Below are 25832 nucleotides of genomic sequence, written 5' to 3'. Positions count from 1 at the left end.
GGGCTTTTTGACCCGTCTCGCGCAATGGGCAGGTATCCCCATGTCTGCTGGCCCAGCCATCGGCGAACTCGTCGACACGATGTCCCTCGAATCGAAGGTCGCACAGCTCGGTACCGTCCGCATCGGGGCGTTGCTGGAGGACGGCTCGTTCTCCCCGGAGCGCGCACGTGTGGAGATTCCGCACGGTATCGGCCGCGTGACACGCGTCGGCCGGGAGAGCGGGCTGGAGCCACCAGATCTTGCCGGTGTGATCGCCGACGTACAGTCCTTCTTGCGTTCCGAGACCCCGCACGGGATTCCGGCTTTCGTCCGCGAGGAGAGTCTCTGTGGCTACGCGGGCCGGCAGGGGACGACGGTCCCGCATGCCATCGGCATCGCGAGCAGTTGGGACCCGGACCTCGCGCGCGAGGTGGCCGGACTCGTCGGAGCGGAGTTGCGCGCGGTGGGGTGCAACCTCACACTCTCGCCAGTGGCGGATCTCGGTGTCGAACCCCGCTGGGGGCGGACCGAGGAGACCTTCGGCGAGGACCCCCGTCTGGCAGCGGCGATGACAGAGGGCGTCGTCGGTGGTCTGGCTGACAGCGGTGTCGACGCGACGCTGAAACACTTCGTCGGACACGGCCGTCCTGCGGGCGGGCGGAACCGCGCGCGGCCGACCGCGTGCCTGGACGAGATGCGCGACGCCGACCTCGTGCCGTTCCGTGCGGGTATCGACGCCGGCGCACCCTCGGTGATGGCCGCGTACAACAGCGTCGACGGCGTCCCCTGCCACGCCAACCGTGCGTTGCTGACCGACCTGCTCCGCGAGGAGTGGGACTTCGACGGGACGGTCGTCTCGGACGGCCGGGGCATCGAGATGCTGGCCGAGGACTACGGCGTCGTCCCGGACCGACAGGCTGCCGGTGTGGCGGCCATCGAGGCCGGTGTCGACGTCGAACTCCCCGAGACCGAGTGTTTCGGCGACCGCCTCGTCGCCGCGGTCCGTGCGGGCCACCTGCCAGAAGCGACCGTCGACCGGGCGGTCCGACGACACCTCCGACAGAAAGAGCGCGCGGGTCTGCTCGACGAGGACTGGGCTTTCGACCCTCCGGAGCCAGCGTCGGTCCCGTTCGGGACCGCCGGGATCCGTACGGTCGCACGCCGTGCCGCCCGTCGCTCGCAGATACTCCTCTCGAACGACGGGCTTCTCCCCCTGAGCGGTGGCGAATCCGTGGCGCTGGTCGGCCCGAACGCCGACGCCGGACGGAACCTCCTGGGGAACTACTCCTACGCGGGCGCGGAGAACGCCGACGGCGGTATCGAGGTGGTTACCCCACGCGATGCACTCGACGGTCGCGTCGGCGACCTCTCGTACGCTCGCGGGTGCGGGGTTCGTGAGAGTGCCGACGACGACATCGAAGCGGCAGTCGCCGTCGCCGAGGATGCCGACGTCACGGTGGCCTGCGTCGGCGGGCAGTCGGGGATCGACGTCGAGCGGGACTCACCGGGGACCGCCGGCGAGGCGCTGGACCGTGCGACCCTCGACCTCCCAGGTCGGCAGGAGGAACTCGTCCGCCGCGTCGGGGCGACCGGCACGCCACTGGTCGTCGTCCTCGTGAGCGGTCGCCCGCTGGCGGTCCCCAATGTCGTGGACCAGGCGAACGCGACGGTGGCAGCCTGGCTGCCCGGACAGGAAGGCGGGTCCGCCATCGCCGACGTCCTCCTGGGAACCGACCCTGGCGGCCGTCTTCCGGTCTCGCTCCCGCGCTCGGTCGGGCAATTGCCGGTCCAGTACCGACAGGACGCGGTCTCGCAGGGTGAGTACGTGTTCACCGACGGCTCGCCGCTGTTCCCCTTCGGCCACGGCGAGAGCTACGCGACCTTCGAGTACGGGGGGTTCGCCGTCGTGCCGGATGCAGTGCCGACCGACGGCGCGGTCACTGCCTCGGTTACGGTGACGAACACGGCCGACCGTGCCGGGACCGAGGTGGTGCAACTGTACGCCAGCCACAGCGGTGGCCGGGTCGTCAGGCCCGAACGCGAACTGATCGGGTTCGCCCGGCTCGCCCTCGACGCCGGCGAGCGTGCGCTGGTCACCTTCGACCTCTCGATGGCGACACTGGCTGTCCACGACGACGGCAGATTACTCGTCGAGCCAGGCGATGTGACGCTCGCCGTCGGCCGGAACGCGGCGGACACGCGAGGCCGCGAGACCGTCGCCCTCACCGGCGAGGCGACCGTCCCCGACCGCAGGCCGCCACTGGCCGACGTCACCGTCGAGTCGGCGTAGCCACCACAATCTTTAACCCGGCAATCCACGACTGCCAAGGTGATGACGCAAGACGACCAACCGGACTACCGGATTCCACAGGGCGGCGGCGTGCCCTGGCGCGATATGGGAATGGAGGAGACACACCGCCCGCCCGAGCGGGACGTCGAGATCACCGACATCAAGACGATGGCCATCGCGGGCAACTTCACCTGGGGCATCGTCAAGGTCGAGACCGATTCGGGCGTCTACGGCCTGGGTGAGACCTTCCGCGCGGAGGCCGCACTCGACATGGCCGGCCGCATGGACGTCGACCTCGAAGGGGAGAACCCGCTGGACACCCACCGCATCCGCGAACTGCTCGAACAGCGCTACACAGGCACCGGCCGGATCGGCCAGGCCGCGTTCACGGCTATCGAGACTGCCTGTTACGACATCAAGGGCAAACTGTTCGACGTCCCAGTCTACGAACTGCTGGGCGGGAAGTACCGCGACGAGATTAAAATCTACTGTGACACCCACGGCGGCGAGTCGCTGGGCGAAGCCCGTGACCACGACCCGAAGGACGTCTACACGCCCGAAGGGTACGCCCGGGCGGCCCGTGAGGTCGTCGACGAGGGGTTCGAGGCGCTGAAGTTCGATCTGGACGTCCCGACCCACGCCGAGTACGACGAGGCCAACCGGCGGATGGACAACGAGGCGCTCGAACACAAGGTCAGTCTCGTCGAGGCGGTCCGTGACGAGATCGGCTACGACATCGACCTCGGGATGGACCTCCACTGGAACTTCACGACGGAGACGGCCATCCGACTGGGGAAGAAACTCGAACAGTTCGACCTGGCGTGGCTGGAGGACCCGGTGCCGCCGGAGAAGACCGAATCCCAGAAGCGCGTCACCGAAGCGCTCGATATGCCGGTCCTGACCGGCGAGAACCTCGTGACCGTCTCGCAGTTCAACGATGCCGCCAGCGAGGGGATGATGGACATCGCTGCGCCCGACGTCAACAAGTGTGGTGGTCTCGGCGAGTACGTCGATATCGCTACCGTCTGTGACCTCTACGGCATCCCCATCGCCTCGCACAACATCTCCAGTCCGCTGGGGACCGTCGCCGGGGCCCACGTCTCGGCGGCCATCCCGAACTTCCTCTGCATGGAGTGGCACTCCCGGGACGTCCCGTGGTGGAACGACATGTGCAACCGCGTCGACGGCTCCGGGCCGATCCTCGAAGACGGCTACATCGACGTGCCCGAGGGGCCGGGCCTCGGTGTGGAACTCGACCGGGACATCTGCGAGGAGTACCTCCTCGACGGCTACGACCTGATCATCTGAGCCGGTACGCTACTGTCACACTATGTCCGACTACACTGTCGTCGTTACCGACCACGACTTTGCGGACCTCTCGATAGAGCGCGATGGCCTCGAAGACATCGCCGAGGTGATCGAACTGACCAGCGACGTCGGCGAGGAGGTCGCCGACGCCACCGAGACGCTCGCACGTGCGGACGCGGTCATCAACCTCCGCTACGACCTCGACGCCGACGCGATCGACGCACTGACCGACTGCCGTGTCATCTCGCGATACGGTATCGGCGTCGACAACATCGACGTCGAGGCCGCTGCTGATCGGGGGATTCCCGTCACGAACGTCCCCGACTACTGTCTGGAGGAGGTCTCCGTCCACGCGCTGACGATGTACCTCGCGCTCGCGCGCGGCCTGAAACGATACGACGCAGATGTCGCCGACGGCGGGTGGGACCGGGACGTCGCCACGCCGATCCACCGGCTCTCGACCCAGACAGTCGGCGTCGTCGGCTACGGCGCCATCGGCCGAGCAGTCGGCGAACGAGCGGACGCGCTCGGTGCCGATGTCGTCGCCAGCGACCCGTTCCTCACCGAGGAGGACGTCGCGGACGATCCCGCATCGCTGGTCGAGTTCGAGGAAGTCCTCGACCGATCGGACTTCGTCACCGTCCATTCGCCGCTCGTCCCCGAGACCCGCGAGATGTTCGACGCCGACGCGTTCGCGCGGATGGACGAGGACGCCTACTTCGTCAACGTCGCCCGCGGGCCGATCGTCGACGGCGACGCCCTCGTCGACGCCCTGGACGCCGGTGAGATCGCCGGCGCCGGACTCGACGTCTTCCCCGAGGAACCCCCTGCCGAGGACGACCCGCTGCGTGATCACCCGAAGGTCATCACCACGCCACACGTCGCGTGGTACAGCGAGGAGGCCAACGACCAGCGCCGGCGGACGGTGACCGACATCGTCCGGACGGTGCTGGAAGGCGGCGAGGCCCGGAACGTCGTCAACTAACCGCCGTTTCAGGTGTTTTTTTCCTCGGTTTCCTGCCTGACAGCAGGTAGATCTCCCACAGCCAGAAGGCCCAGCCATCCCTTTCAGTCCCGCCGATTCCGGATATGCGGCCGGCTATGGGGCGGACCGAAAGGGGCGACGTGCTGAGCGAAGGCGGACGAGGCAAGCACTGGACTGAGCGAAGGAAGCGCGCAGCGAGTCCCCCGAGTTCAGCACGTCGGGGCTTTCCGGCTCTCAATACTAACGGCAGTCACTCTCCGACTGTCGAGCGTCCGAAAACCGAAACCGTGAGAATAACCGAGTACTGCTAGGTCAGGCCTTGCCGGTCGCAGTCAGGCCCTCGACGACCTTCCGCTGGAAGAACAGCATGAACAGGATCAGCGGCATCACGGACATGAACACGGCCGCGGAGATGGTCCCCCAGGGGTACTGGAACTCACCCTGGTAGAGCGCGATCCCGACCGTGATAGTCCGCATCTGGTCTTCGGTCATGAACGTCAGCGCGAACAGGAACTCGTTCCACGCGTAGATGAAGACGATGATCGCCGCGGTCGCCATCGCCGGCGCGGAGACGGGCAGGATGATCCGGAAGAGGACCCCGATACGCGAGAGTCCGTCCATCAGCCCCGCCTCCTCCAGGGAGTCGGGCAGTTCCTTGAAGTACGCCTGGAAGATCCAGACGGCGAAGGGCAACTGGAAGGCAGCGTACGGGATGATGAGGCCGAGGTAGTCGTTGAGCAGCCCCCACGAACGCGCCAGGCTAAAGAGCGGGATCAGCCGGGCGATGAACGGCAACATCGCCGTCCCGAGGATGAGCAACAGGACGGGAAGTTTGAACCGGAAGCGGAGCCGCGAGAGTGCGTAGCCGGCGAGTGCGCCCAGCAGCACGTCCAGCACGGCCGTACCCGTCGCGACGATGGCGCTGTTGAGCAGGTACCGGAAGAACGGTGCGCCCTCGATGGCCGCCCGGTAGTTCGCCAGCGTCGGATCGCGTGGGATGTACTCGACAGGGAACGTGACGACGTTCCCGGGCTGTTTGAGAGAGGTGATGAGCATCCAGAGGATCGGGAACACCGAGACCAGCGCGATGATGAAGATGCTCCCGTAGAAGCCGACCTTCTTGCCGACCCACTGGAAGTTCCGAATCTCGAGGGTCTCAGGGTCGTAGCTCATCTCAGCGCACCTCCGGTTCGTAGAGGGTAGTGACGTATAGCATTGCGATGCCGGTTGCGATCAGCGTGATGATTGTTGCGGTGGCCGCCCCTTCGCCGAAGTTGAGACGATTGAACGTCAACTGGTGGTCGAACAGCACGAGCGTCGTCGTCGCCGAAGCCGGTCCCCCGCCGGTCAGTCCGTACGGGAGCCCGAACGCCTGGAACGCGGGGAGCGTCCGGAAGATGAGTGCGACGAGCAGCGTCGGTTTCAGCAGCGGGAGCGTGATGTCCCAGAACTGCCGGATACGGCTGGCGCCGTCCATCCGCGCGGCCTCGTAGAGGTGGTCCGGGATGGACTGGAGTCCGGCCAGCAGGATCAGCGCCATGAACGAACTCGTCTTCCAGATGGTGATAAAGAGCATCGAGTACAGTGCCGTATCCGGTTTCGCCAGGAACGGGAACGGCGTCTCGAGGATCCCGATCCGGATGAGCAGGTCGTTGATGACCCCGTACTGGCCGTTGAACATCCACGCCCAGATGCGGGCGTTGATGACCGTCGGGATGGCCCAGGGGAACAGGATCGCCGCCTGCGCGAAGTACTTCCCGCGGAAGTCGCGGTTGAGCAGGAGCGCCAGCCCCAGACCGAGGACCAGCTCGATGGGGACGCTGACGAACGTGTAGATGAGCGACACACGAAGCGCGTTCCAGAAGCCGTCACCGCTGAGGAACTGATCGAGGAGAGGTCCCTCACCGTAGAGACTCGCGTAGTTCTCAAGACCGACGAACTCTCTGGGGTTCATCTCCAGCACGTAGCCCTGATAGAGGCTCCCCACGACAGTGTCGAAAATCGGGTAGAACGACACCGCCAGGAGGAACGAGACGACTGGTGTCAGCAGTATTACCGCCAGTTCCTCCTCCGAGAACCGGAGGTCACGATACCGTTGAAGTCTGTTCTGCCGCCCGGAATCGTACGACCCGGACGAACTCTCGACTGTGTCTGCCATTCGTCTGCAACCACAGTCGTCTTTCGTTATAAAACTACGGGGGCGCGCCCGCGAGGCCGTCGACCGCAACAGTGTACTTTTTTATAGTAGCACTACAGGGATTGAGGTATATGGACGTGAAGCGTTCGAGTACTCGGACCGAGAGTCTCGTGACTCGCTGTCGTCGGAGGGTCGCGGCTGCCGACCGAGGGTGGAAGGCCACCGCGCTCGGTATCACGATCGTCCTCGCAACGACGCTGGTCCCCTGATGAACGCGGTCCGTCGTCTCGCGCCGGGGTTGCTAGTCCTGGTGTTGCTCGCCGCGCTGGCCAGAGTGCTCGGTGGCGTTACGCCGTTGAGTCCGCTGGTGATCGCTATCGCCAGCGGGGCAGCAGTCGCAGCAGTCCTTGGCGTCCCGGCGTGGGCCGAACCCGGTCTCGACCGCCACAAGCTCCTGCTGGAGACCGGCATCGTCCTGCTCGGCGCACAGTTGACGCTCGGACAGTTAGTGGGCACCGGGCCACTGGTCGTCGGCCTCGCGCTCTCGGTCGTCGTCCTCGGTGTCCTGTTCGTCGAGTTCGTCGGTAAACAGGCCGGGATCGAATCCCGGACACGGTCACTGCTGGCTGCCGGTGCGAGCGTCTGTGGCGTCTCGGCGGTGCTGGCTGTCGCGGGCAGTATCGACGGTGACGAGGCCGACATCAGTTACGCTGCCGGGACGGTCCTGCTGTTCGACGCCATCACGCTCGTCGTCTTCCCGGCCGTCGGAACCGCGCTGGGACTCCCCGACCGGACCTTCGGTATCTGGGCGGGACTGAGCCTGTTCTCGACGGGCCCGACCGCGGCCGTCGGGTTCGCCGTCTCGGAGACGGCCGGACAGTGGGCGACGATCACGAAACTGGTCCGGAATACCTTCATCGGCGTCCTCGCGGTCGGGTACGCCATCTACTACACCACGGGTGACGATAGTACCGACGCGACCGAGATCTGGTACCGATTCCCGAAGTTCCTCGTCGGATTTCTGCTCGTCGCGCTCGTCGTCAACCTCGGGTTCGTCGACGCCAGCACCCAGGCGGCCATCGGCCGGGTCGGCGACTGGCTCTTCGCGCTGGCGTTCGTCGGCCTGGGGTTCGAGTTGAACCCGCGTCGGCTCCGGTCGACCGGTGTCAGGCCGATCCTCGTCGTCCTGGCCCAGTTCCTCACCGTCAGTCTGCTCGCACTCGGTGCCGTGACGCTGCTCCTGTGAACGCTGTCGAGAACCGGGTGTCTCCGCCCCAGGAGTAAACGTTATTACGTGGGGCGCACGTCATCCGACCTGTATGGCCGACAGATATCTAGAGGTAGTCGAACCAGAGGACAACGTCGCCACAGCGCTGCGCGACGTCGAGGCCGGCGAGACCGTCACGGTCGCCGTCGGTGACGAGGAACGGACGATCGAGATGATCGACGACGTCGACTTCGGGCACAAACTCGCCATCGAGGACATCGCGGACGGCGAGACGATCACGAAGTACGGCAAGAGCATCGGCAACGCGACGGAGGACATCCCGGCAGGGACGTTCGTCCACGTGCACAACGTCGAGTCGAACTACGGCCGCGGCGACCTGGCCGGCGACGAGGAAGTAGAGGCGATCAGCGAGTAACCATGTCCGAATTTCTAGGCTACGAACGGGACGACGGGAGTATCGGTATCCGGAACCACACAGTCATCGTGTCGACGGCACCCTACGCCAACGACACGGTCAAGCGCGCCGCCGACATCGTCGAGGACGCGATTCCGATCACGCACCCGCTCGGTCGCTGCCAGACCAAGCCCGACGTCTTCCAGACCTACCGGACGCTGCTGGGCTACGCGACCCATCCGAACACCTACGGTGCGGTCGTCGTCGCCCACGCGGGCGAGATCGTCGACGGTGACGAACTCGCACAGGACGTCGCAGAGACGGGCCGTCCGAGCGCCTCGATCAACATCCACGAGGAGAAAGGCGTCATGAACGCACTGGACGCGACCGTCGACGCCGCACAGGAGATGGTCCAGGACGCCAGCGCCCAGCGTCGCGTCCCTGCGGACATGTCCAAACTCACCTTCGGGATCAACTGCGCGACCTCCGACACCACCTCGGGCCTGTGCCAGCACAAGGCCACCGCGGGCGCCGTCTGGCGCCTCATCGACGACCACGGCGGCCGTGGCTGCTTCGCGGAGACACCCGAGTTCTTCGGCGGCGAGGAGGAACTCTCCGAGCGTGCCGTCAACGACGAGGTCCGCCAGGAGATCCTCGATCGGGTCGAACACTGGGACAAGCGCCTGCAGGCGACCGGTTACGACGTCCGTGGCGCCCAGCCGACCCCCGACAACATGGACGGCGGCCTGACCACCATCGAGGAGAAGTCCCTGGGCGCGCTCGTCAAGTCCGGCGACGGCCCCATCCAGGATATCATCGACTACGGCGCGAAGATCCCCGACAGCTCCGGGATGTACATCATGGACACGCCCGGCCACGGGGCGGAGTCGGTCACCGGCATCGGCGCCGGCGGTGCGCACTTCATGGTCATCTCGACCGGGCAGGGTCACACCCTCTCGAACGCCGTGATGCCGACGATCAAGATCACGGGCAACCCACACAGCGCAGAACGAGTCCCCGAACAGACCGACGTCGACGTCAGCGAGGCACTGGTCGGTGACGAGACCATCGACTGGGCGACCGACCAGCTGTGGGACGAGATCATGGACATCGTCAACGGAAAAGTGACCCTCAGCGAGGCGATGGGCGAGAGCCAGTTCGCCATCCACCGCATCGGCCCCTCGACATAATGGAGGTCGACCGGCAGCGCGCGGTCGCGGTCGCCGCCGACGCCTTCCGCGCGCACGGTATCTCGGACGCCGATGCAGAGCAGACCGCTGAAGTCCTCGTAAGCGCCGACGCTCGAGGGAAACACTCACACGGATTGCTGCGCTTGCCGCGGTTCGTCCGTGGTATCGAGCACGGCAATGTCGACCCCGAGGGGACCATCGAGGTCGTCTCCGACCGCGGTGGCGCAGCCACGATCAGCGGCGGGTCCCGGCTCGGCCCGGTCGTGGCCAGCGCCGCTGCCGCCGAAGCGATGGACCGGGCCGACGAGTTCGGCGTCGGCGCGGTCGGCGTCCACGACTCGAACCACCTCGGGATGCTGGGGTACTACACCGACCAGATGCTCCAGGAGGGCTACGTCGGCCTCGGCATCACGAACACGGAACCGGCGATGCCACCCTACGGCGGCGCCGAACCGATCCTCGGAACGAACCCCATCGCGATCGGGCTCCCGACCGACCCGGCGTTCAACCTCGACATGTCCACGTCGGCTATCGCACGCGGGACCGTCCTGCACTACAAGGAGACCGGGCAGGAACTCCCCGAGGGTGTCGCGCTGGACGCCGACGGCCAGCCGACGACAGACCCCGCGGCGGCCCTGGAGGGGACCATCCTCCCCTTCGGTGGGACGAAAGGATCCGGGCTCGCTATCGCCGTCGAGGTCCTCGCGGGCGGGCTCGTCGGTGCTGCCATGGGAACCGACGTCACCGGGACGTACCACACCGAGGACCCCTGCACCAAGGGCGACCTGTTCCTCGCAATCGACCCCGAGGCACTCGGCGTCCCGGAGTTCGGCGACCGGGCCAGCGCGTTCCTCACCGACCTGACCACGAGCGAGCAGGCTGCACACGTCGACGAGATCCGGCTGCCGGGACAGCGCTCGATCGAGCGCGACCGTGCCGCGACGAGTGTCGAGATCGAGGACGACCTGTGGGCTGAGGTACAGGAAATCGCCGAATCGGCCTGAGTCCCTTTTCTTTCCCTTTACCTGTACAGTAGACAACAATAACAATTAATAGGAGGTGGTTTGAACGTGGGTGTGTATGTCAGACGAGATTTCAGACAAGCGCAGGCGGAAGCTTATCAAGACTATGGCCGGCGGCAGCGTCGCGTTGCTGGCCGGGTGTGGCGGCGATGGCGGTTCGGGTGGCGACGGTGGCTCGGGCGACGGCGGTTCCGGCGGCGATGGCGGTTCGGGTGGCGACGGTGGCTCGGGCGACGGCGGCTCCGGTGACGGTGGCTCGGGCGACGGTGGCTCCGGTGACGGCGGAACCCAGGAGCTGACCTACGTCTATCCGGGCTACTTCAGCAACGACGCACAGAGCCTGGTTCCGATGTTCGAGGACGCAAACAGCAGCATCTCTCTGGAGTCCCAGCAGACCCCCTCGGACGCGTCCTCGACACGGGAGTATTACGTCAACCAGTTCGTCTCCGGGTCGTCGTCGTTCGACGTCGGGAACATGGACGTCATCTGGCCCGCCGAGTTCGCCCAGAACGGCTGGGCGGCCGAGGTAAGCGATCCGGAGGGCCACACGGACAACATGCTCCAGACCCCCATCGACTCCGTCACCATCGACGGAACGATGTACGGGATGCCGATCCACACGGACGCCAACGCACTGTACTACCGGACCGACCTCCTGGAGGACGCCGGCTACGACAGCCCGCCCGAGACCTACATGGAACTGGTCAACATGGCTCAGGACATCAAAGAGCAGTCCGACCAGGACCTCAACGGTTACATCTGGCAGGGTGGCTCCAACGAGGGGCTGACCATCATGTGGCTCAACTGGCTCTGGGGTATGGGTGGCAGCGTCCGTGACGGGAACGGCAACCTCGTGGTCAACACGCAGGAGGGGATCGACGCACTCCAGCACGCCGTCGACCTCATCCACGAGTACGAGGTCACGCCCGAGTCTATCCCGGCGTCCTCGACGGACCAGAACCGCCAGACGTTCCAGCAGGGCAACACCATCTTCATGCGCAACTGGCCCTACGCCGTCGCGCTCATGAACGAGGACGGCTCCGCCGTCAAGGACAAGTTCGACGTCGCCCCGATGCCGAAAGCGGAGGGCAACCCCGACGCGAAGAACTCCTGTCTCGGCGGGTGGAACCTGTTCATCAACGCCAACTCCGAGAACAAGGAGGCCGCCCAGCAGTTCGCGAGCTTCATGGCATCGCAGGAAGCTCAGGAGACCATGGCGCTCGAACACAGCCGTCTCCCTGTCCGCTCGGAGCTGTACGCCGACGAGTACTACGAGCAGGCGCCGCACCTGGAGACGTTCGCACAGATCGTCGACCAGACGAGTGCACGGCCGGCGACGCCGAAGTACTCGACGTTCTCGGAGATCGTCTACACCAACTGCAACGCGGCACTGGTCCAGAACAAGGACCCCGAGCAGGCCCTCAACGACGCCCAGAGCGAGATCGACAGCGAGGTAAACAACGCGTAGCGACCCAGCCGTCCCCTGTCTTCAGTCCGACACCGCAGTCTGCACCACTTTCGTTTTCCTGACGCTGTTCCGCAGGTCGTCGATCCGACCGACAGCAGCGGCGCTCCTCGTCCAGTGAAGCGGTTGTCCCCGGTACAAGTGGCAGAAACCGCGCTTCAGACAGTCTGCTCGCCGAACCGCTCGGTGATCTGGTCGTACGTCTCCGCCAGGGCAGCCCGTTCGTCGTCGGTCAACTGCGGGAGCGGCGGGAGCGGGTCGCCGATGTCCTGACCGTGGCGGTCCACCAGATGTTTGATCGCTGCCGCAGTCGGCACGTCGCTCGTCGCGCTGACGAACGGCGTCACGACCGTCTGCATCAGCCGACGGGCCTCACTCAGGTCACCGGTGCTGTACGCCTCGTAGAGGTCCGCCATCACCCCCGGGAAGACGTTCGCGGGGCCGGCGATCAGGCCGTCGGCACCCACTTCCAGCGAGGCGGTCGCCAGCTGTGTCGCGCCCTGGAACACGAGAAAGTCCTCGGGCGTCTCGCTCACGAGCCGATGGTGGTAGGTCAGGTCGCCCGACGTATCCTTCACGCCGGCGATGGTGTCGTGCTCTGCCAGAGTCCGGACGAGGTCGACACTGATCTCGTTGCCCGTCAACGGCGGGATGTTGTAGAGCAACAGTGGCAGCGGCGACTCGTCGGCGATGGCCGTGAAGAACCGTTCGAGGCCGGGCTGGGTCGTCCCCAGATAGTACGGCGAGACCACGACCGCGGCGTCGGCACCGGCGGCGTCCGCGGCCTGGACGTTGTCCAGGACGTCGTCGACACTCGTGTCACAGCAGCCGGCCATGACGTCCGTGTCGCCGTCTGCCGCGTCAACGACCGTCTCGACGACCTGTCGGTTCTGTGCAGTAGTCAGGCTGGGGAACTCCCCGATGGAGCTCCCCGGAAAGAGACCGTGGACGCCGGCATCGACCAGTCGTCGTGTGAACTGCGCGAGAGCTTCGTCGTCGACCGACCGCCGTGACCCATGGGTAGGCGTCGCCATGGGAACGACTGTTCCCGAGAGATTCATGCCTATCGCATGGAGGACCACTTAGTTATAATTTGGGATGCGACCACACCTGCCGGAACTGTCACCGGTCCCTGTCAGTCCTGTGTTCGTGCAGGTCGATCGCCCGTCTCCTGGACGTCGAACGTCGAGAGACGGTCCGAGAGGGCTGTCGCTCTGTCACGCAACTCCTCGGCTTCGTCGGTTACCGACGAGATGGTGCGACTCTGATCGGCCGCGGCGTCGGCGACGGTCTCCGCGCGGTCGGTGACGCGCTGGCTGATTTCGGCCACGTCGTCGATGTCGCCCGCGACCTCCTGGGTGGTCCGTGCCTGCTCTCCGGTGGCACGGTCGATCTCACGTGCGTTCTGGTCGGTCTCCTCGACCCGCTCGACGATGTCCTCGATGGCGTGTAACACCTCGTCGACGGTCTCGGAGGCGTCGGTGACGGCACCGCGCATCTCGTCCATCGCGTCGACCGTCTGGTCGGTCTGGGACTGGACTGCCTCGATCCTGTCGGCGATATCGTCGGTGGCCTCGCGGGTCTCCTCGGCCAGCTGTTTGACCTCGTCGGCCACGACTGCGAATCCGGCGCCGTCGGCGCCCGCGGTGGCGGCCTCGATGTTGGCGTTCAACGCGAGCATGTTCGTCTGCTCGGCGATGTCGGCGATGAGCTCCGCCACGTCGCCGATCGCGCGGACCTGCTCGTCGAGGTCGTCCATCTGGTCGACCGTCTCGTGGGCCTGCTCCTCCAGTGCGTCCATCTCTTCGAGTGCCTCGACGGCAGCCTCACGGCCTTCGCTCCCGCGTTCGACGGACGTCTGTGCGGACTCTGCGACCTCGCTGGCACTCGCGGCGACCTCCTCGACGTTCGCCGAGAGGCTCGCGGTCTCGTCGGCGGTACCCTCAAGTCTGTCACTCTGGTCCCGGGCGCTCTCGGAGATCTCACGTACACGGGAACTGACCGCGTCGCTTTGCTCTTCGACCTCCACTGCCTGGTCGACCACGTCGACGCTCGCGCCCGCGACGTCGTCGGCGAACCGGCGGACATCGGCGACGGTCGCTTCGAGATCGTCCATCATCTCGTTGAACGCGTCGGCGATCTCGGCCATCGCGTCGCTGTCGACGTCCTCGTCGAGTCGGTGGTGCAGTTCACCGTCGGCACAGGCTCGCATCGTCTCGCCGAACTGGGTGGCCCGCTCCTCCAGACGGTTCGAGAGGGCTCGGGCCTGTTCTTCGGCCGCTTCCGCGTCAGCTTGTGCAGCTTCCGCGTCCTGGCGTGCTGTGCGTGCTTCTTCGAGGGCCGACTCGGTTTCGGCGAACTGCTCTTTGAGCGAGGTCCGCATCCCGTCGAAGCTCTCGAAGAGACGGCCGATCTCGTCGTCACGCTCCGTGGACAGTTCGACGTCGAGATCGCCCTCTTGCATCTGTTCGGCACGCTTGCGGAGGCGGACGAGCGGCACGACTGTCTGACGCCCCAGGGCGGTCGCGACGACGCCGAGCACGAGGATGCTCCCGAGGACGATACCGAGGACGTTCCGACCGACGGAGCGACCGATCGCGTAGGCCTCACTGGTCGGGAGCGAGACGGCGACGACCCAATCGGTCTGGGCGACCGGCGCGAACGCCCGGACCTCAGAGGACGCCTCGACGGACTGGACCGTCCCGTTCTGAGCGGCCCGTGTGAACGCCGAACTGTTCGTCATCGAGTCCGTGGTAGTCGTTCCGTCGGGTGCGAGGACGACCGATCCCTCGGAATCGACGATCGTGGTGGTGGATTCGGTCACGCCGCCGGCCACTCCGTCGAGTTGGGCGTCGATAGAGCCGACGACCACGACGACCCGATCACTGTCCGGCACGGGGCTCGCGAACGCGAGGACGGTCTCGTTCGCACGGGTGTAGGCCCTGTCGCTGTTGGCGACGACCGACGAGACGCTGGAGTACTGCTGGACTGCTTCGAGTTGCCGCGTCCATGGCTGGTCGACCTCCGCGATCGACTGCCCCTGCAGATCGAAGGCGGTACTGCTGGTGACGCTGGCTGTCTCGGTGTCGACCACGTGTAGGGCGACGATATCGAGTGTTCCGAGGTTCTGGGCCTCCGTGAGATAGCTGTCGACGGTCGTCTGCTGATCGGACTGCATCGGTTCTGCCGACGAGATGAACCGGGTCTGGACCTTCATCTCCTCGACCCAGCTCCCGACCGCAGTCGCCTGCATCGACGCCCGGGACTGTAGTTGCTGCTGGGTATCGTCGTGCAGTTCCGACTGAATCTGAACGTAGCTGGCGCCGCCGATGGCGGCGATGACCACCAGTACGACTACCATCGAGAGTGCGAACTTCGCGGCGTACCGCTGGCGAACGAACTCGGGGGTGAACCGGCGAGCGAGTGTCCCGACGGTGTCGACGAGCGTGCCGACACCACGCCCGAGGCGGTGTCCCCCGTCGGGATCCGTTGACGCTGTCATGGTTGGAGGCTCAATATATCCGTATATAATAATTTGGACCCGGCTATCACAATCGAAGCTGGTGCCTTGGCGTGCTACCACCACTCACGAAACAGTCCGCTCTCCCCGACTTCAGGGGGCTCTGCGTAACACTTAAGATTCTGATGACCGACCAGACGAATATGAGCCAGCAAGCAGCGTCACGTCTCGACAAGCAGATGCTCATCGGCGGCGAGTGGGTCGACGCCGACGAACGGACAGACGTCATCCATCCGTACGACGGCGATCTCGTCGGGTCGATCCCGCTCGCCAGCGAGGAACAGATCGTCGAGGCCATCGACGCCGCGGAAGCAGCGTTCGAGGCCTCGGAGCTCTCGGCGTATCAGCGCTACGAGTACCTCCACGAGACCGCTCGACTGGTAGAGGACCGTGCAGACGAGATCGCGAACATCCTCACGAGCGAACAGGGGAAGCCGCTCTCGGAGGCCAAAGGTGAGGTCGACCGCGCGGTCCAGACGCTCGATCTCTCGAGCGAGCAGGCAAAGCGGATGTTCGGCGAGTACGTCCCGATGGACGCCCAGAAGGGCTTCGCCCGCGACCACTGTTTCACCCAGCGCGAACCGCTCGGCGTCGTGGCGGCGATCACCCCCTTCAACTTCCCGCTGAACCTGATGGTCCACAAGGTCGGGCCCGCGCTCGCGGCTGGAAACGCCGTCGTCGGCAAGCCGGCCTCGAACACGCCGCTGACCTCCATCGCGCTGTTCGAGTGCCTGGACGACGCTGCCGACCGCGTCGAGTTCGACGTCCCCGACGGCCTGGTCAACATCGTCACCGGTTCCGGGTCGACGGCCGGCGACGCTATCCTCGAACACGAGGCCGTCGAGGCCATCTCGTTCACGGGATCGACCCCCGTCGGGAAGTACCTCGCGAACAACAGCGGCATGAAGGAGATCACGCTCGAACTGGGCGGGAACGACCCGACCATCGTCTGGGACGACACTGACCTCGAAGAGGCAGCGGTCCAGGTCATCGGTGGCGCCTGTTCGAACGCCGGGCAGGTCTGTAACAGCGTCGAGCGCGTGCTCGTCCCCGAACATATCGAGGAGGAGTTCGTCGACGCCCTGGTCGACGCCTGCCAGAACCTCACCGTCGGGGATCCGTTCGACGAGGAGACCAACGTCTCCGCGATGGTCGACGACAGTCAGTTCGAGGACGTCGTCGAACTGTTCGAGGCGACCGTCGAGGCAGGTGCGACCGTCGAGTGTGGCGGTAACTACGGCGGCGACCTCGGACCACGGACGTTCGAGCCGACCGTCCTGTCGGGCGTGACCCCGGACATGCCCGCGGCCAAGGAGGAGACCTTCGGCCCGCTGGTTCCGGTCATCACCGTCGAGGACTTCGACGACGCGCTCGAAGAAGCCAACAACACCAACTACGGCCTCGAAGCCGGCCTGTTCACCCAGGACATCGATCGCGCGAAGCGCGCGGCGGACGAGATCGACGCCGGCGGTGTCAACATCAACACGGTCAGTGGCTTCCGTGCCGACCACATGCCCTACGGCGGGTTCAAGGACTCCGGTGTCGGCAAGGAGGGCATCAAGTACGCCGTCGAGCACTTCTCGCGGGAGAAACTCGTCGGCTTCCACCAGGGGTTCAACGCGTAACTGGGACGCTGTAGATTGTTTTCTTGCGGCCTACTCCACGCTGACCCAGCGGTCCGTCTCTGCGGCCTCGTAGATGGCCTCCATCGCTCGCATATCGAGCAGGCCGTGGTCGCCGTCGGGATGGATGGCCGCGTCGCTGCGGACTCTGTCCGCGAAGTAGTCGAACTCCTCTAGCATCTGGTCGACTTTCTCGATAGTGATCGACGCTCGGCCGTCGCCCCGGGAGACGTGCAACTGTCGGCTCTGGTCCTGGAAGAAGGCGGGTTCGACGCGGACCTGCCCCTCAGTGCCCGTGACCGTGATGGCGGAGGACTGCCGTGCGTTGTGGCTCGCGTAACACTGCCCGTAGACCTCGTCCGGGAACTCGACGGAGAACGCGACCGTCTCGTCGACCTCGTCGAACGCGTCGTGCGTGCTGGAGGTGTTTCCGGTGACGGCGACTGGATCCGCATCCAACAGGAACCGGGCCGTGTTGAGCGGGTAGATGCCGATGTCGAACAGCGCGCCGCCGCCAGCTAGCCCCTCGTCGAGGCGCCACTGGTCGGGGTTGGGGTCGATGCGGTCCAACAACCGCTGGGACATGTCGCCGGTCACCGACATCGGTTCGCCGACGTAGCCGGCCTGGACGAGTTCGCGCGCCCGCTGGACCGCCGGTTCGGTGTGCATCCGGTAGGCGATCATGAGATCGATACCGGCCTCGGCCGCGACGTCCCGGAGTTGCTTTGCCCGGTCGCTATCGCGCTCCATCGGCTTCTCACAGAGGACGGCTTTATCGAATTCCGCTGCCGTCTCGACGTACTCCAGGTGCAACGCGTTGGGCGTGACGATGTAGACCGCGTCGTAGGCGCCGCGGGCGACGCCGTCGTGGAACTCGTCGTAGGTGATGCCGTGTTCGGCGCCGTCGGTCTCGGCGGCGATCCGTTCGGCCTTCTCGGTCGAACTGCTGACCAGCACACTCGGGTCACACCGCTCGCTCTGCTCCAGCGCCGGCAGTGCGCGCCCCTTGGTGAACCAGCCAAGGCCGATAACTGCGAACCGGACGGGCTCGACGGCGTCGGGTTCGACGGTCTCCCAGGTGCGTGCACAGCTGTCCTCGAGGATAGCACTCAGGTCCATACAGGCACCACAGTCCCGTCCGGCATAAATGGACCTCATCCGGGTAACGAAACGGTTATGTCGGAGAGACGGAACAGATCACGTGTGCCTTCCGACGAGCCAGCGATTTGTCCGTACCCAGGACACGACACCGTCCGCTGTCCGGCATGTCGGGCAGATATCCCCGGAGTGATCCCTGGCGGGACGAGCGACGACCCCGAGCCCAGGTGCCCTAACTGCGGGGACGTCATCGAGACGGTGATCATCACCGATGGGTGACGCTTGCTGTCGACCACGCTCACCGAAACGTTTCGATAAAAAATAAAACCAACATTTTCCGAGCGCTCGACCGATCAGGCTCTGGTTCTGTACACCGACGGCAATCTTTATGGGAACTACCCGTAAACAAATAGCCCAACGACGGAACGGCGGTCGAAGGCCGCTGTTTCGGGGAGCAAGACCACAATGACAGACACATACGTCGGCTCGATCGACCAGGGGACCACCGGAACGCGGTTCATGGTCTTCGATCACAGTGGCCACGTCGTCGCGAACGCGTACACGAAACACGAGCAGATCTACCCACAGCCGGGCTGGGTCGAACACGATCCACTGGAGATCTGGGAGAACACCAAACAGGTCGTCGTCGACGGCCTCGACGACGCCGGCATCGAACCCGACCAGCTCGAAGCGCTGGGTATCACGAACCAGCGCGAGACCACCATCGTCTGGGACAGCGAGACCGGCAAGCCTGTCCACAACGCCCTGGTCTGGCAGGACCGCCGGACCACCGATCGCGTCGAGGAACTGCAGGACGAAGACAAGGTCGAGTGGATCCGCGAGAAGACCGGTCTGGAGGCTGACGCGTACTTCTCCGCGACCAAGACCGAGTGGATCCTCGACAACGCCGAACCGCTCAAGATGCAGTCCTCGCGCGGCGCCGATCTCCGGGCACGCGCTGCCGACGGCGAACTGCTGATGGGGACCATCGATAGCTGGATCATCTACAACCTCACCGGCAACCACATCACCGACGTCTCGAACGCCTCCCGGACCATGCTGTACAACATTCGGGATCTCGACTGGGACGACGAACTCCTCGAAGAGTTCGGCGTTCCGAGAGCGATGGTCCCGGAGGTGCGGCCGTCCTCCGACGAGGCACTCTACGGCCAAACCGACGCCGACGGCTTCCTGGGGGCGGAGGTGCCTGTCGCCGGTGCCCTCGGAGACCAGCAGGCAGCCCTGTTCGGTCAGACCTGTTTCGACCAGGGCGACGCCAAGAACACCTACGGGACGGGATCGTTCTTCCTGATGAATACGGGGAACGAGGCAGTCGAGTCGGACCACGGCCTACTCACGACGATCGGCTTCCAGCGCTCGGGTGAACCCGTTCAGTACGCGCTGGAGGGGTCGATCTTCATCACGGGGGCAGCCATCGAGTGGCTGGAAGACGTCGACCTCATCCAGAACGCCGCCCAGACGGCAGAACTGGCCCGCTCGGTCGATTCCACCGATGGTGTCTACATGGTCCCGGCGTTCACGGGCCTCGGTGCGCCACACTGGGACGGGCGCGCCCGCGGGACCATCGTCGGGATGACCCGTGGCACCCGCAAGGAACACATCGTGCGGGCCACGCTCGAATCGATCGCCTACCAGACCCGTGACGTCGCAGAAGCGATGGAGGCCGATTCAGGGATCGAGATGGGCCGTCTCCGTGTCGACGGCGGTGCGGTCAAGAACAACTTCCTCTGTCAGTTGCAGGCCGACATCATCCAGAACGCGATCGCACGGCCCGAAGTCGACGAGACGACCGCGCTCGGAAGCGCCTACGCGGCCGGTCTCGCAGTGGGCTACTGGGACACCGTCGACGAACTGCGTGACAACTGGCAGATCGACCGCGAGTTCACGCCCGAGAAGGACTCGGCGGACGTGGACGCGATGTACGACCGCTGGGACGACGCCGTCGACCGGTCGCTGAACTGGGCACGCGAGGAGACGTCCTAACGGTATGAATCTGGAAGAACGCATCAGGCGGCGACAACGGGCCGACGACGGGACCACGCTGGTCCGGGAGTGGGAGCCACTCTCACCCGTCGCTCACGTCGAGGAGCCGACGAACCGGGCGATGATCATCGAACAGGTCCTGGACCACTTCGATCCGATATTCGTCGGGCAGACACCGCCGAACCTCTACGTCCACGGGCCGTCCGGGACGGGTAAATCGGCGGTCGTCACGGCGCTGTTCAGACAACTGGACCGGTTCCCGATCACGACTCGACCGGTCATCTACACCTCGACACGCGTCGAGGAGGAGTCCTCGCCCGTCGTCGTCTATCTGGACGCCAGAGAGATCACCAGCGAGTTCGACTGGTACCACTCGCTGCTGGACGAACTGGTCGCCGACGCGGTCCCCGAACGCGGTGTCGGGACCGATCGCCTGGAGACACGGCTCAGAGAGGTCCTCGATGGTCGAAATACACAGTTCGTCGTGGCGATCGATCACTACGACGAGCCCGAATTCGAGGTCGACGAGTTCATCCACCGCCTGGATACGCTCCCGGACAACCTCTGCTGGATCGCGGTGGGTCGAACCGACCCGTCGGCCTCGACCGTGGCAGACTGGACAGCCGCCACGATCGAGTTCGAACCCTACCAGCAACAGGTGCTCATCGATATGTTGATGGCCAGAGCATCCATGGGACTCACGGAGAACGTTCTGGACCACGACCAGGCCAGAGAGATTGCGGTCCAGTCCGACGGGAACGCCCACGACGCGCTGACGGCGCTGTACCTCGCAACGAGTCGTGCGGTAGCGCAAGACAGGAGCCGGATCACGCAGGACGATATCTGTACCGCGTTCGAGGATATTCCTGGCTCAGGCGTTTCGCTCAGCCGAGTGCTGTCGCTCCCGGGAAACCGGCAGGCAGTACTCCGAGAACTCGTCGACGTGCCGCCGACGGAGCGAAGTTCGGTCACGGCGGCGACGGAGGCGATCGATGAGTCGCTCTCGCTTTCGGCCGGGACGATCAAACGATTCATTTACGAGTTGGCCGAAGCGGACGTGCTCAATCGCGTTGAGGCGATGGAGAACCCGTCTCAGGGACGGAAACCGAGCCGCGTCGAGTACCGGTTCCCCCCCACGGCATTCCGGAAACTCTACGACCGGCGCGAGTGAGTTTCTGAATAGCCCCACAGCTGTGTATAAACGATTCGGAGGGGAGCAGCCGGTCGATACAGTCGGAGTCGTATCGAATCGTGATTTGCGGGGGTGTTTCGAGTTCTCACTGTCCACACTAGTACCTCGATAAGAACGGGTTACACTCGTTCGCTGGTTCGTAACTAAGGAGAAACTGATCCCACACCCGCCATGGTCGGACCAGCATACCGACGGTACGACAGCGACTGTGATACGCCAGCGGCTACTGCACGAGGCGGGACAGAGAGATGACGGATCCACCGACGATCTCACGACGGGAGTTCGTCCGGGCCGGTGGCACCGGCGCGATGGTGGCTGCGAGTACCGGCCTCGCCACCGGTCAGGAAGCGACGACCCACACCGTCGAGATGACCGATCAACTGGTCTTCGATCCGGACGAACTGACTATCGCACCGGGAGACACCGTGATCTGGGAGAACGTCGGGAGTATCGGTCACTCCGTAACGGCCTACGAGGACGACATCCCCGCGGATGCAACATACTTCGCCAGCGGGGGCTTCGATTCCGAGACGGCCGCACGGAACAACTACAGCGTGGGGGACGCGGAGAGCGGCGATATCGTCGACGGCGCAACGTACCAGCACACGTTCGAGGTTGAAGGGACGTACGAGTACTTCTGTATCCCGCACGAGGGTGCTGGGATGCTCGGCACGATCCAGGTCGGCGAGACGGATCAGGGTGGCGGAGCCGATGGGGGAGGGGGTGGCTTCGCGATTCCCCCAGTTCCCGACGCCGCCAGAGCACTGGCGGTCATGGTCACCGTGACGTTGCTAAGTGTCCTGGGATTGGCCTACGTGTTCCTAAAGTACGGCGGTGACTATGCCGGTGTGGACGATACGGAGCAAGGATAGGGGTCGGACACACAGCGATAGTGTCGGCTTATGCTCGTATCGGGTGCATACTAAATAGTGATTCAAAACCACACAACTGTGTGATGCAACAACGTACCAATACTCTGGGTCGGTCATCACTGGGTCACAGTAGGGGGCTACTGCTCCCTGTGGGTGGTGTCGGTCGATGAGTAGCGAGGAACGGTCACCGAACACGTCTGGGCCCGCACCTGTCGAGCCAGACACTGTCGCCAAGCCCGAGCGGGAGACCGAGGAGTCGTCGAGTTATAAGCACCTCCGGGGGCTGTTTCTCGACGTCACCGGCACCGACACTATCGTAGAGAAGCAAGACGAATCACTGTCGTCCCGGTGTGTGGCGGAACAGAGCACGTCGGGGACACTCTCGGAGTACGTCACGGACATGGCTCAAAAAGACGGCCTCTCCGACACCCTGGCAGAACCCGACCCGGGCGGTAACCCCGACTGACGGCCGTCTACTCGATAGTTCGTGGCGCTGGCGTCCGTCCGATCTCTGTCTCCTGTGACCTCTTTGGATATCATTCGTTCGAACCGTCGTTGCCTCTCGGACGCTCGAACGACTGCGATATCCGCTCTCCGGCAGAGTACAGACTGATTACCGAACGTAACAGCAGTACTACCGATACTGGTAACGATGCCATAGAACCCACATACTGGGCCTGATCCGTTCGATATCGAGCGATTCACCGACGAGTTCTCGGTACTGGATATACGTTCCTGTACTGTTATACCGTCAGTCAGAGTACAGAAGTTGTGGTAGTATGCCAGTCTCAGACCTCGCGCGAACGGACGTGATGACAGTTGATGGCGACCAGACAGCCGGGAACATCGCGACAGTGATGGCAGAGGAGAACGTCGGCAGCGTCATCGTCGAAGAGGACGATAGACCGATCGGGATCGTGACCGACAGGGATCTCGTGGTCCACGTGCTCGAACCGCGGCGAGAATCTCGGGAGATGACCGCCGCCGACATCATGACAGAGACCCTGGCCACAGTCGAAGCGGATACTGGTCTCTTCGAGGCGACTGCAATAATGCGAGAGCATTCGGTCCGGCGGCTTCCGGTCGTCGACGACAGCGGCCTCGTCGCTGGGATCCTCACGCTCGACGACGTCGTCCGGTTGCTCGCAGACGAGCTAGAGAACCTCGCAGGCGTCATCGAAGCGGAATCACCGCCGTACTGAGTTATAGTACCAAGTGAAACCATGTACATACCGATCGCACTGTCGTCGTGCGATCGGGTGTGCAGTGACTTTCAATGGCTACTATACTTACCACTGATTTGTTGGTTGTTCTTCCAAACCTACTGTTATTTATTCTATGGCAACATACTATCTGCCTGCCTGCCATGAGTGCATCGAGGAATCCCTTCGAAGAGATGGAACGATTATTCGAACGAATGGGCCGGCAGTTCGACGAGGCTGCACGGCGCTGGGACGGCGGCGAGTCCCTGGGGAACTGGGTACCGTCTAGCGGCGAGATGGCGGTCGACCTGGTCGAACGGGACGAGACTTTCGTCGCAACAGTCGATCTGCCGGGCTTTACCAAGGCGGATATCGATGTCGAGGTGACCGACCACGAACTCCGTATCGAGGCTGAACACGAGGAGACGACAGACGAGGTGGAGGAGGGACGCATCATCCGACAGGAACGACGCCACCGATCGATGGGGCGGTCGATCAGGCTCCCCGACGAAGTCGATACCGAAAACGTCCAGGCGGTCATGGAGAACGGCGTCCTGACGGTCACACTGCCGAAAGCCGAGATCGAGTCGGCACGGACCATCGAGATCTCGTAACGCCGGTTCCGCCGATCTCCGCTCACCCTTTTATCGTGGCGATCGGGCGCATCCGTGCCACTTTCTCCCCGATGCCGAGCGTATCGCTCACACGGACGACCTCGTCGATGTCCTTGTACGCACCAGGGGCTTCCTCCGCGATGGTACCACCTGAGCGCGCACGAACGTAGATCCCTTCGTCTCTGAGCCCGTGTCTGAGCGAGTCAGCTCTGAACGTCCCTTTGGCTTGCTTTCTGGACATGCGACGGCCAGCACCGTGTGCTGTCGAGCCGAAAGTCAGGTCCAACGAGCGGTCGCCACCGGCGAGAACGTACGAGTATGACCCCATACTTCCCGGAAGGAGCACCGGCTGCCCCACGTCGCGATAGGCCGCCGGTACCTCTGGGCGACCCGCCGGGAAGGATCTGGTCGCACCTTTCCGGTGGACGAGCAGGTCACGTTCGGCCCCGTCCACTTCGTGGGGCTCCGTCTTCGCGATGTTGTGACAGACGTCGTAGAGCAGGTCGACCGACGCGGTCCCGAACTCCTCACGGAAGACGGTGCGGACGGCGTCGGTCATCGCCTGGCGGTTCGCCCAGGCGAAGTTCGCAGCCGCGTTCATCGCGCCCCGGTACTTTTCGGCCAGATCGTCTCCGAGGGGGGCGTACATGAGTTGTCGGTCAGGCAACGAATCCGCGACGGCGGGATACGCACGTTCGAACCGGCGGACGTACTCGGTACAAACCTGATGCCCCAGTCCCCGCGACCCGGAGTGGATCATCACGAGCACCTGGTCCAGTTCCAGCCCGAACGCCGTCGCGGTCTGCTCGTCGTAGATGTCCACGACGCGCTGGACTTCGAGGAAGTGGTTTCCCGACCCGAGCGAGCCGACCTGGTCCTCACCGCGGGCGATCGCGGCGTCGGGGACGGCAGCTGGATTGCCAGGCAACCGTCCCATCTCCTCGCAGTGGGTCCGGTCAGCGTCGGTAGCGTAGCCCTGTTCGACCATCCAGTCCATCCCCATTTCGAGGATCTCGCGGATGTCGCCCCGGTCGGTGGAAACGTACCCACCCTTCCCCAGGCCCGCTGGAACGAGGTCGTAGAGCCTGTCGGCGATGTCGTCAGCGACGGCAGTCACCGTCGCTGCGGAGAGATCGGTCCGCAGAACACGGACGCCACAGTTGATGTCGAACCCGATGCCACCGGGGCTGATGACCCCGTCCTCGGCGTCGACGGCGGCGACACCGCCGATGGGAAAGCCATACCCCTGATGCCCGTCGGGGAGGACGACCGCGAAGCGCTGGATTCCCGGTATCGTCGCCATGTTCCGCAACTGTTCGAGCGTCCTGTCGTCCGGGGACTGCATCTCTTCGATGAGAGCGGGCGAACCGTACACTCTGGCGGGGACGCGCATCGATCCGGTCTGGGGGAATTCGTAGACGAACTCGTCGATCTCGGTGAGAGGCGTGGTGTCGGTCATCGTTCTCCCGAGGTGCGTAGCTGGCCGCCAGACGACGATATCGACCGACAGGCGACGGGACACGGGGCGACCAGTGGTGACCTCGTTTCGACGATTGGTCACGGGAGTACCTATAATTATGCCGTCCGGGAGTGGGCCACGGCTCGTATCCCAGAGTGATCTCTATCCAAAACCCCGAATACATCTCTACACACCAATTATAAGTAATATATGGGCCCATATGGGTCCATAGTCTAATTATTTGAAATCGA

Annotated in this window: 22 protein-coding genes; 16 read left to right on the top strand and 6 right to left on the bottom strand. The window is 64.5% G+C overall.

Annotated features, from left to right (window positions below; all coding sequences use genetic code 11):
- Positions 1-40: 40 nt before the first annotated feature.
- Genes Hhyl2_RS18920 through Hhyl2_RS18910 form a run of 3 tightly spaced genes read left to right on the top strand, consistent with a single transcriptional unit; the run spans position 41 to position 4562 of the window.
- On the top strand, positions 41-2269 hold the full coding sequence (locus Hhyl2_RS18920; RefSeq protein ID WP_483552355.1) for a glycoside hydrolase family 3 N-terminal domain-containing protein: 2229 nt from the start codon (positions 41-43) through the stop codon (positions 2267-2269).
- Positions 2270-2311: 42 nt separating this feature from the next.
- Entirely contained in the window at positions 2312-3577 is a 1266-nt protein-coding gene (locus Hhyl2_RS18915; protein ID WP_483552354.1) for a mandelate racemase/muconate lactonizing enzyme family protein, read from the top strand.
- Positions 3578-3599: 22 nt separating this feature from the next.
- Complete coding sequence (locus tag Hhyl2_RS18910) at positions 3600-4562, top strand: C-terminal binding protein (RefSeq protein ID WP_483552353.1); 963 nt, start codon at positions 3600-3602, stop codon at positions 4560-4562.
- Positions 4563-4874: 312 nt separating this feature from the next.
- Here the strand turns inward: Hhyl2_RS18910 and Hhyl2_RS18905 are convergent, their stop codons facing one another.
- Both Hhyl2_RS18905 and Hhyl2_RS18900 read right to left on the bottom strand, forming a co-directional pair.
- Positions 4875-5735 (bottom strand): carbohydrate ABC transporter permease, encoded by an 861-nt coding sequence (locus Hhyl2_RS18905; protein ID WP_483552352.1) that lies wholly within the window; start codon positions 5733-5735, stop codon positions 4875-4877.
- Between the two features lies 1 nt (position 5736).
- Positions 5737-6720 carry a carbohydrate ABC transporter permease gene (locus tag Hhyl2_RS18900; protein WP_483552351.1) on the bottom strand — a complete coding sequence of 328 codons (984 nt, stop codon included), beginning with the start codon at positions 6718-6720 and terminating at the stop codon, positions 5737-5739.
- Positions 6721-6830: 110 nt separating this feature from the next.
- On the opposite strand from Hhyl2_RS18900, the gene Hhyl2_RS18895 reads away from it, so the two are divergent.
- The 6 genes from Hhyl2_RS18895 (at position 6831) to Hhyl2_RS18870 (ending at position 12001) form a co-directional block, all read left to right on the top strand.
- Positions 6831-6968, top strand: a complete 138-nt coding sequence (locus Hhyl2_RS18895; RefSeq protein WP_483552350.1) for a hypothetical protein — start codon at positions 6831-6833, stop codon at positions 6966-6968.
- Entirely contained in the window at positions 6968-7945 is a 978-nt protein-coding gene (locus Hhyl2_RS18890) for a YeiH family protein (RefSeq protein ID WP_483552349.1), read from the top strand. The genes Hhyl2_RS18895 and Hhyl2_RS18890 overlap by 1 nt, the downstream gene beginning before the upstream one ends.
- A gap of 73 nt (positions 7946-8018) precedes the next feature.
- Positions 8019-8342, top strand: coding sequence for a UxaA family hydrolase (locus tag Hhyl2_RS18885; protein WP_483552348.1), 324 nt, complete (start codon positions 8019-8021; stop codon positions 8340-8342).
- A 2-nt stretch (positions 8343-8344) separates the two neighbouring features.
- Complete coding sequence (locus Hhyl2_RS18880) at positions 8345-9511, top strand: UxaA family hydrolase (protein WP_483552347.1); 1167 nt, start codon at positions 8345-8347, stop codon at positions 9509-9511.
- Entirely contained in the window at positions 9511-10515 is a 1005-nt protein-coding gene (locus Hhyl2_RS18875) for an Ldh family oxidoreductase (RefSeq protein ID WP_483552346.1), read from the top strand. The genes Hhyl2_RS18880 and Hhyl2_RS18875 overlap by 1 nt, the downstream gene beginning before the upstream one ends.
- A gap of 76 nt (positions 10516-10591) precedes the next feature.
- Positions 10592-12001 carry an ABC transporter substrate-binding protein gene (locus Hhyl2_RS18870; RefSeq protein ID WP_483552345.1) on the top strand — a complete coding sequence of 470 codons (1410 nt, stop codon included), beginning with the start codon at positions 10592-10594 and terminating at the stop codon, positions 11999-12001.
- 155 nt (positions 12002-12156) lie between these two features.
- Here the strand turns inward: Hhyl2_RS18870 and Hhyl2_RS18865 are convergent, their stop codons facing one another.
- Entirely contained in the window at positions 12157-13059 is a 903-nt protein-coding gene (locus tag Hhyl2_RS18865) for a dihydrodipicolinate synthase family protein (RefSeq protein ID WP_483552344.1), read from the bottom strand.
- 74 nt (positions 13060-13133) lie between these two features.
- The gene (locus tag Hhyl2_RS18860; RefSeq protein ID WP_483552343.1) at positions 13134-15500 is read right to left on the bottom strand and encodes a methyl-accepting chemotaxis protein; all 2367 of its coding nucleotides are present in this window, start codon (positions 15498-15500) and stop codon (positions 13134-13136) included.
- 161 nt (positions 15501-15661) lie between these two features.
- Here Hhyl2_RS18860 and Hhyl2_RS18855 point away from each other — a divergent pair, with 161 nt between their 5' ends.
- A complete protein-coding gene (locus Hhyl2_RS18855; RefSeq protein ID WP_483552342.1) occupies positions 15662-17143 on the top strand; it encodes an aldehyde dehydrogenase family protein in 1482 nt (493 codons plus the stop codon).
- Between the two features lie 30 nt (positions 17144-17173).
- On the opposite strand, the gene gfo6 is transcribed toward Hhyl2_RS18855, so the two are convergent.
- Positions 17174-18259: a D-xylose 1-dehydrogenase Gfo6 gene (gene gfo6, locus Hhyl2_RS18850; RefSeq protein ID WP_483552341.1), complete on the bottom strand. Its 1086-nt coding sequence runs from the start codon at positions 18257-18259 to the stop codon at positions 17174-17176.
- Between the two features lie 444 nt (positions 18260-18703).
- On the opposite strand from gfo6, the gene glpK reads away from it, so the two are divergent.
- From glpK to Hhyl2_RS18820, 6 genes are all read left to right on the top strand, one after another.
- Positions 18704-20242, top strand: coding sequence for a glycerol kinase GlpK (glpK, locus tag Hhyl2_RS18845; RefSeq protein WP_483552340.1), 1539 nt, complete (start codon positions 18704-18706; stop codon positions 20240-20242).
- 4 nt (positions 20243-20246) lie between these two features.
- On the top strand, positions 20247-21413 hold the full coding sequence (locus Hhyl2_RS18840) for a Cdc6/Cdc18 family protein (RefSeq protein WP_483552339.1): 1167 nt from the start codon (positions 20247-20249) through the stop codon (positions 21411-21413).
- A gap of 269 nt (positions 21414-21682) precedes the next feature.
- A complete protein-coding gene (locus tag Hhyl2_RS18835; RefSeq protein WP_483552338.1) occupies positions 21683-22306 on the top strand; it encodes a plastocyanin/azurin family copper-binding protein in 624 nt (207 codons plus the stop codon).
- Positions 22307-22472: 166 nt separating this feature from the next.
- Positions 22473-22772, top strand: coding sequence for a hypothetical protein (locus tag Hhyl2_RS18830; protein WP_483552337.1), 300 nt, complete (start codon positions 22473-22475; stop codon positions 22770-22772).
- A 313-nt stretch (positions 22773-23085) separates the two neighbouring features.
- Positions 23086-23508 carry a CBS domain-containing protein gene (locus Hhyl2_RS18825; protein ID WP_483552336.1) on the top strand — a complete coding sequence of 141 codons (423 nt, stop codon included), beginning with the start codon at positions 23086-23088 and terminating at the stop codon, positions 23506-23508.
- A 194-nt stretch (positions 23509-23702) separates the two neighbouring features.
- Positions 23703-24122 (top strand): Hsp20/alpha crystallin family protein, encoded by a 420-nt coding sequence (locus Hhyl2_RS18820; RefSeq protein WP_483552335.1) that lies wholly within the window; start codon positions 23703-23705, stop codon positions 24120-24122.
- A 22-nt stretch (positions 24123-24144) separates the two neighbouring features.
- Here the strand turns inward: Hhyl2_RS18820 and Hhyl2_RS18815 are convergent, their stop codons facing one another.
- Complete coding sequence (locus tag Hhyl2_RS18815; protein WP_483552334.1) at positions 24145-25581, bottom strand: RtcB family protein; 1437 nt, start codon at positions 25579-25581, stop codon at positions 24145-24147.
- Positions 25582-25832 lie beyond the last annotated feature (251 nt).

Source organism: Haloarcula sp. H-hyl2 (assembly GCF_056934385.1).
This window is presented reverse-complemented; position numbering and strand designations above follow the sequence as displayed.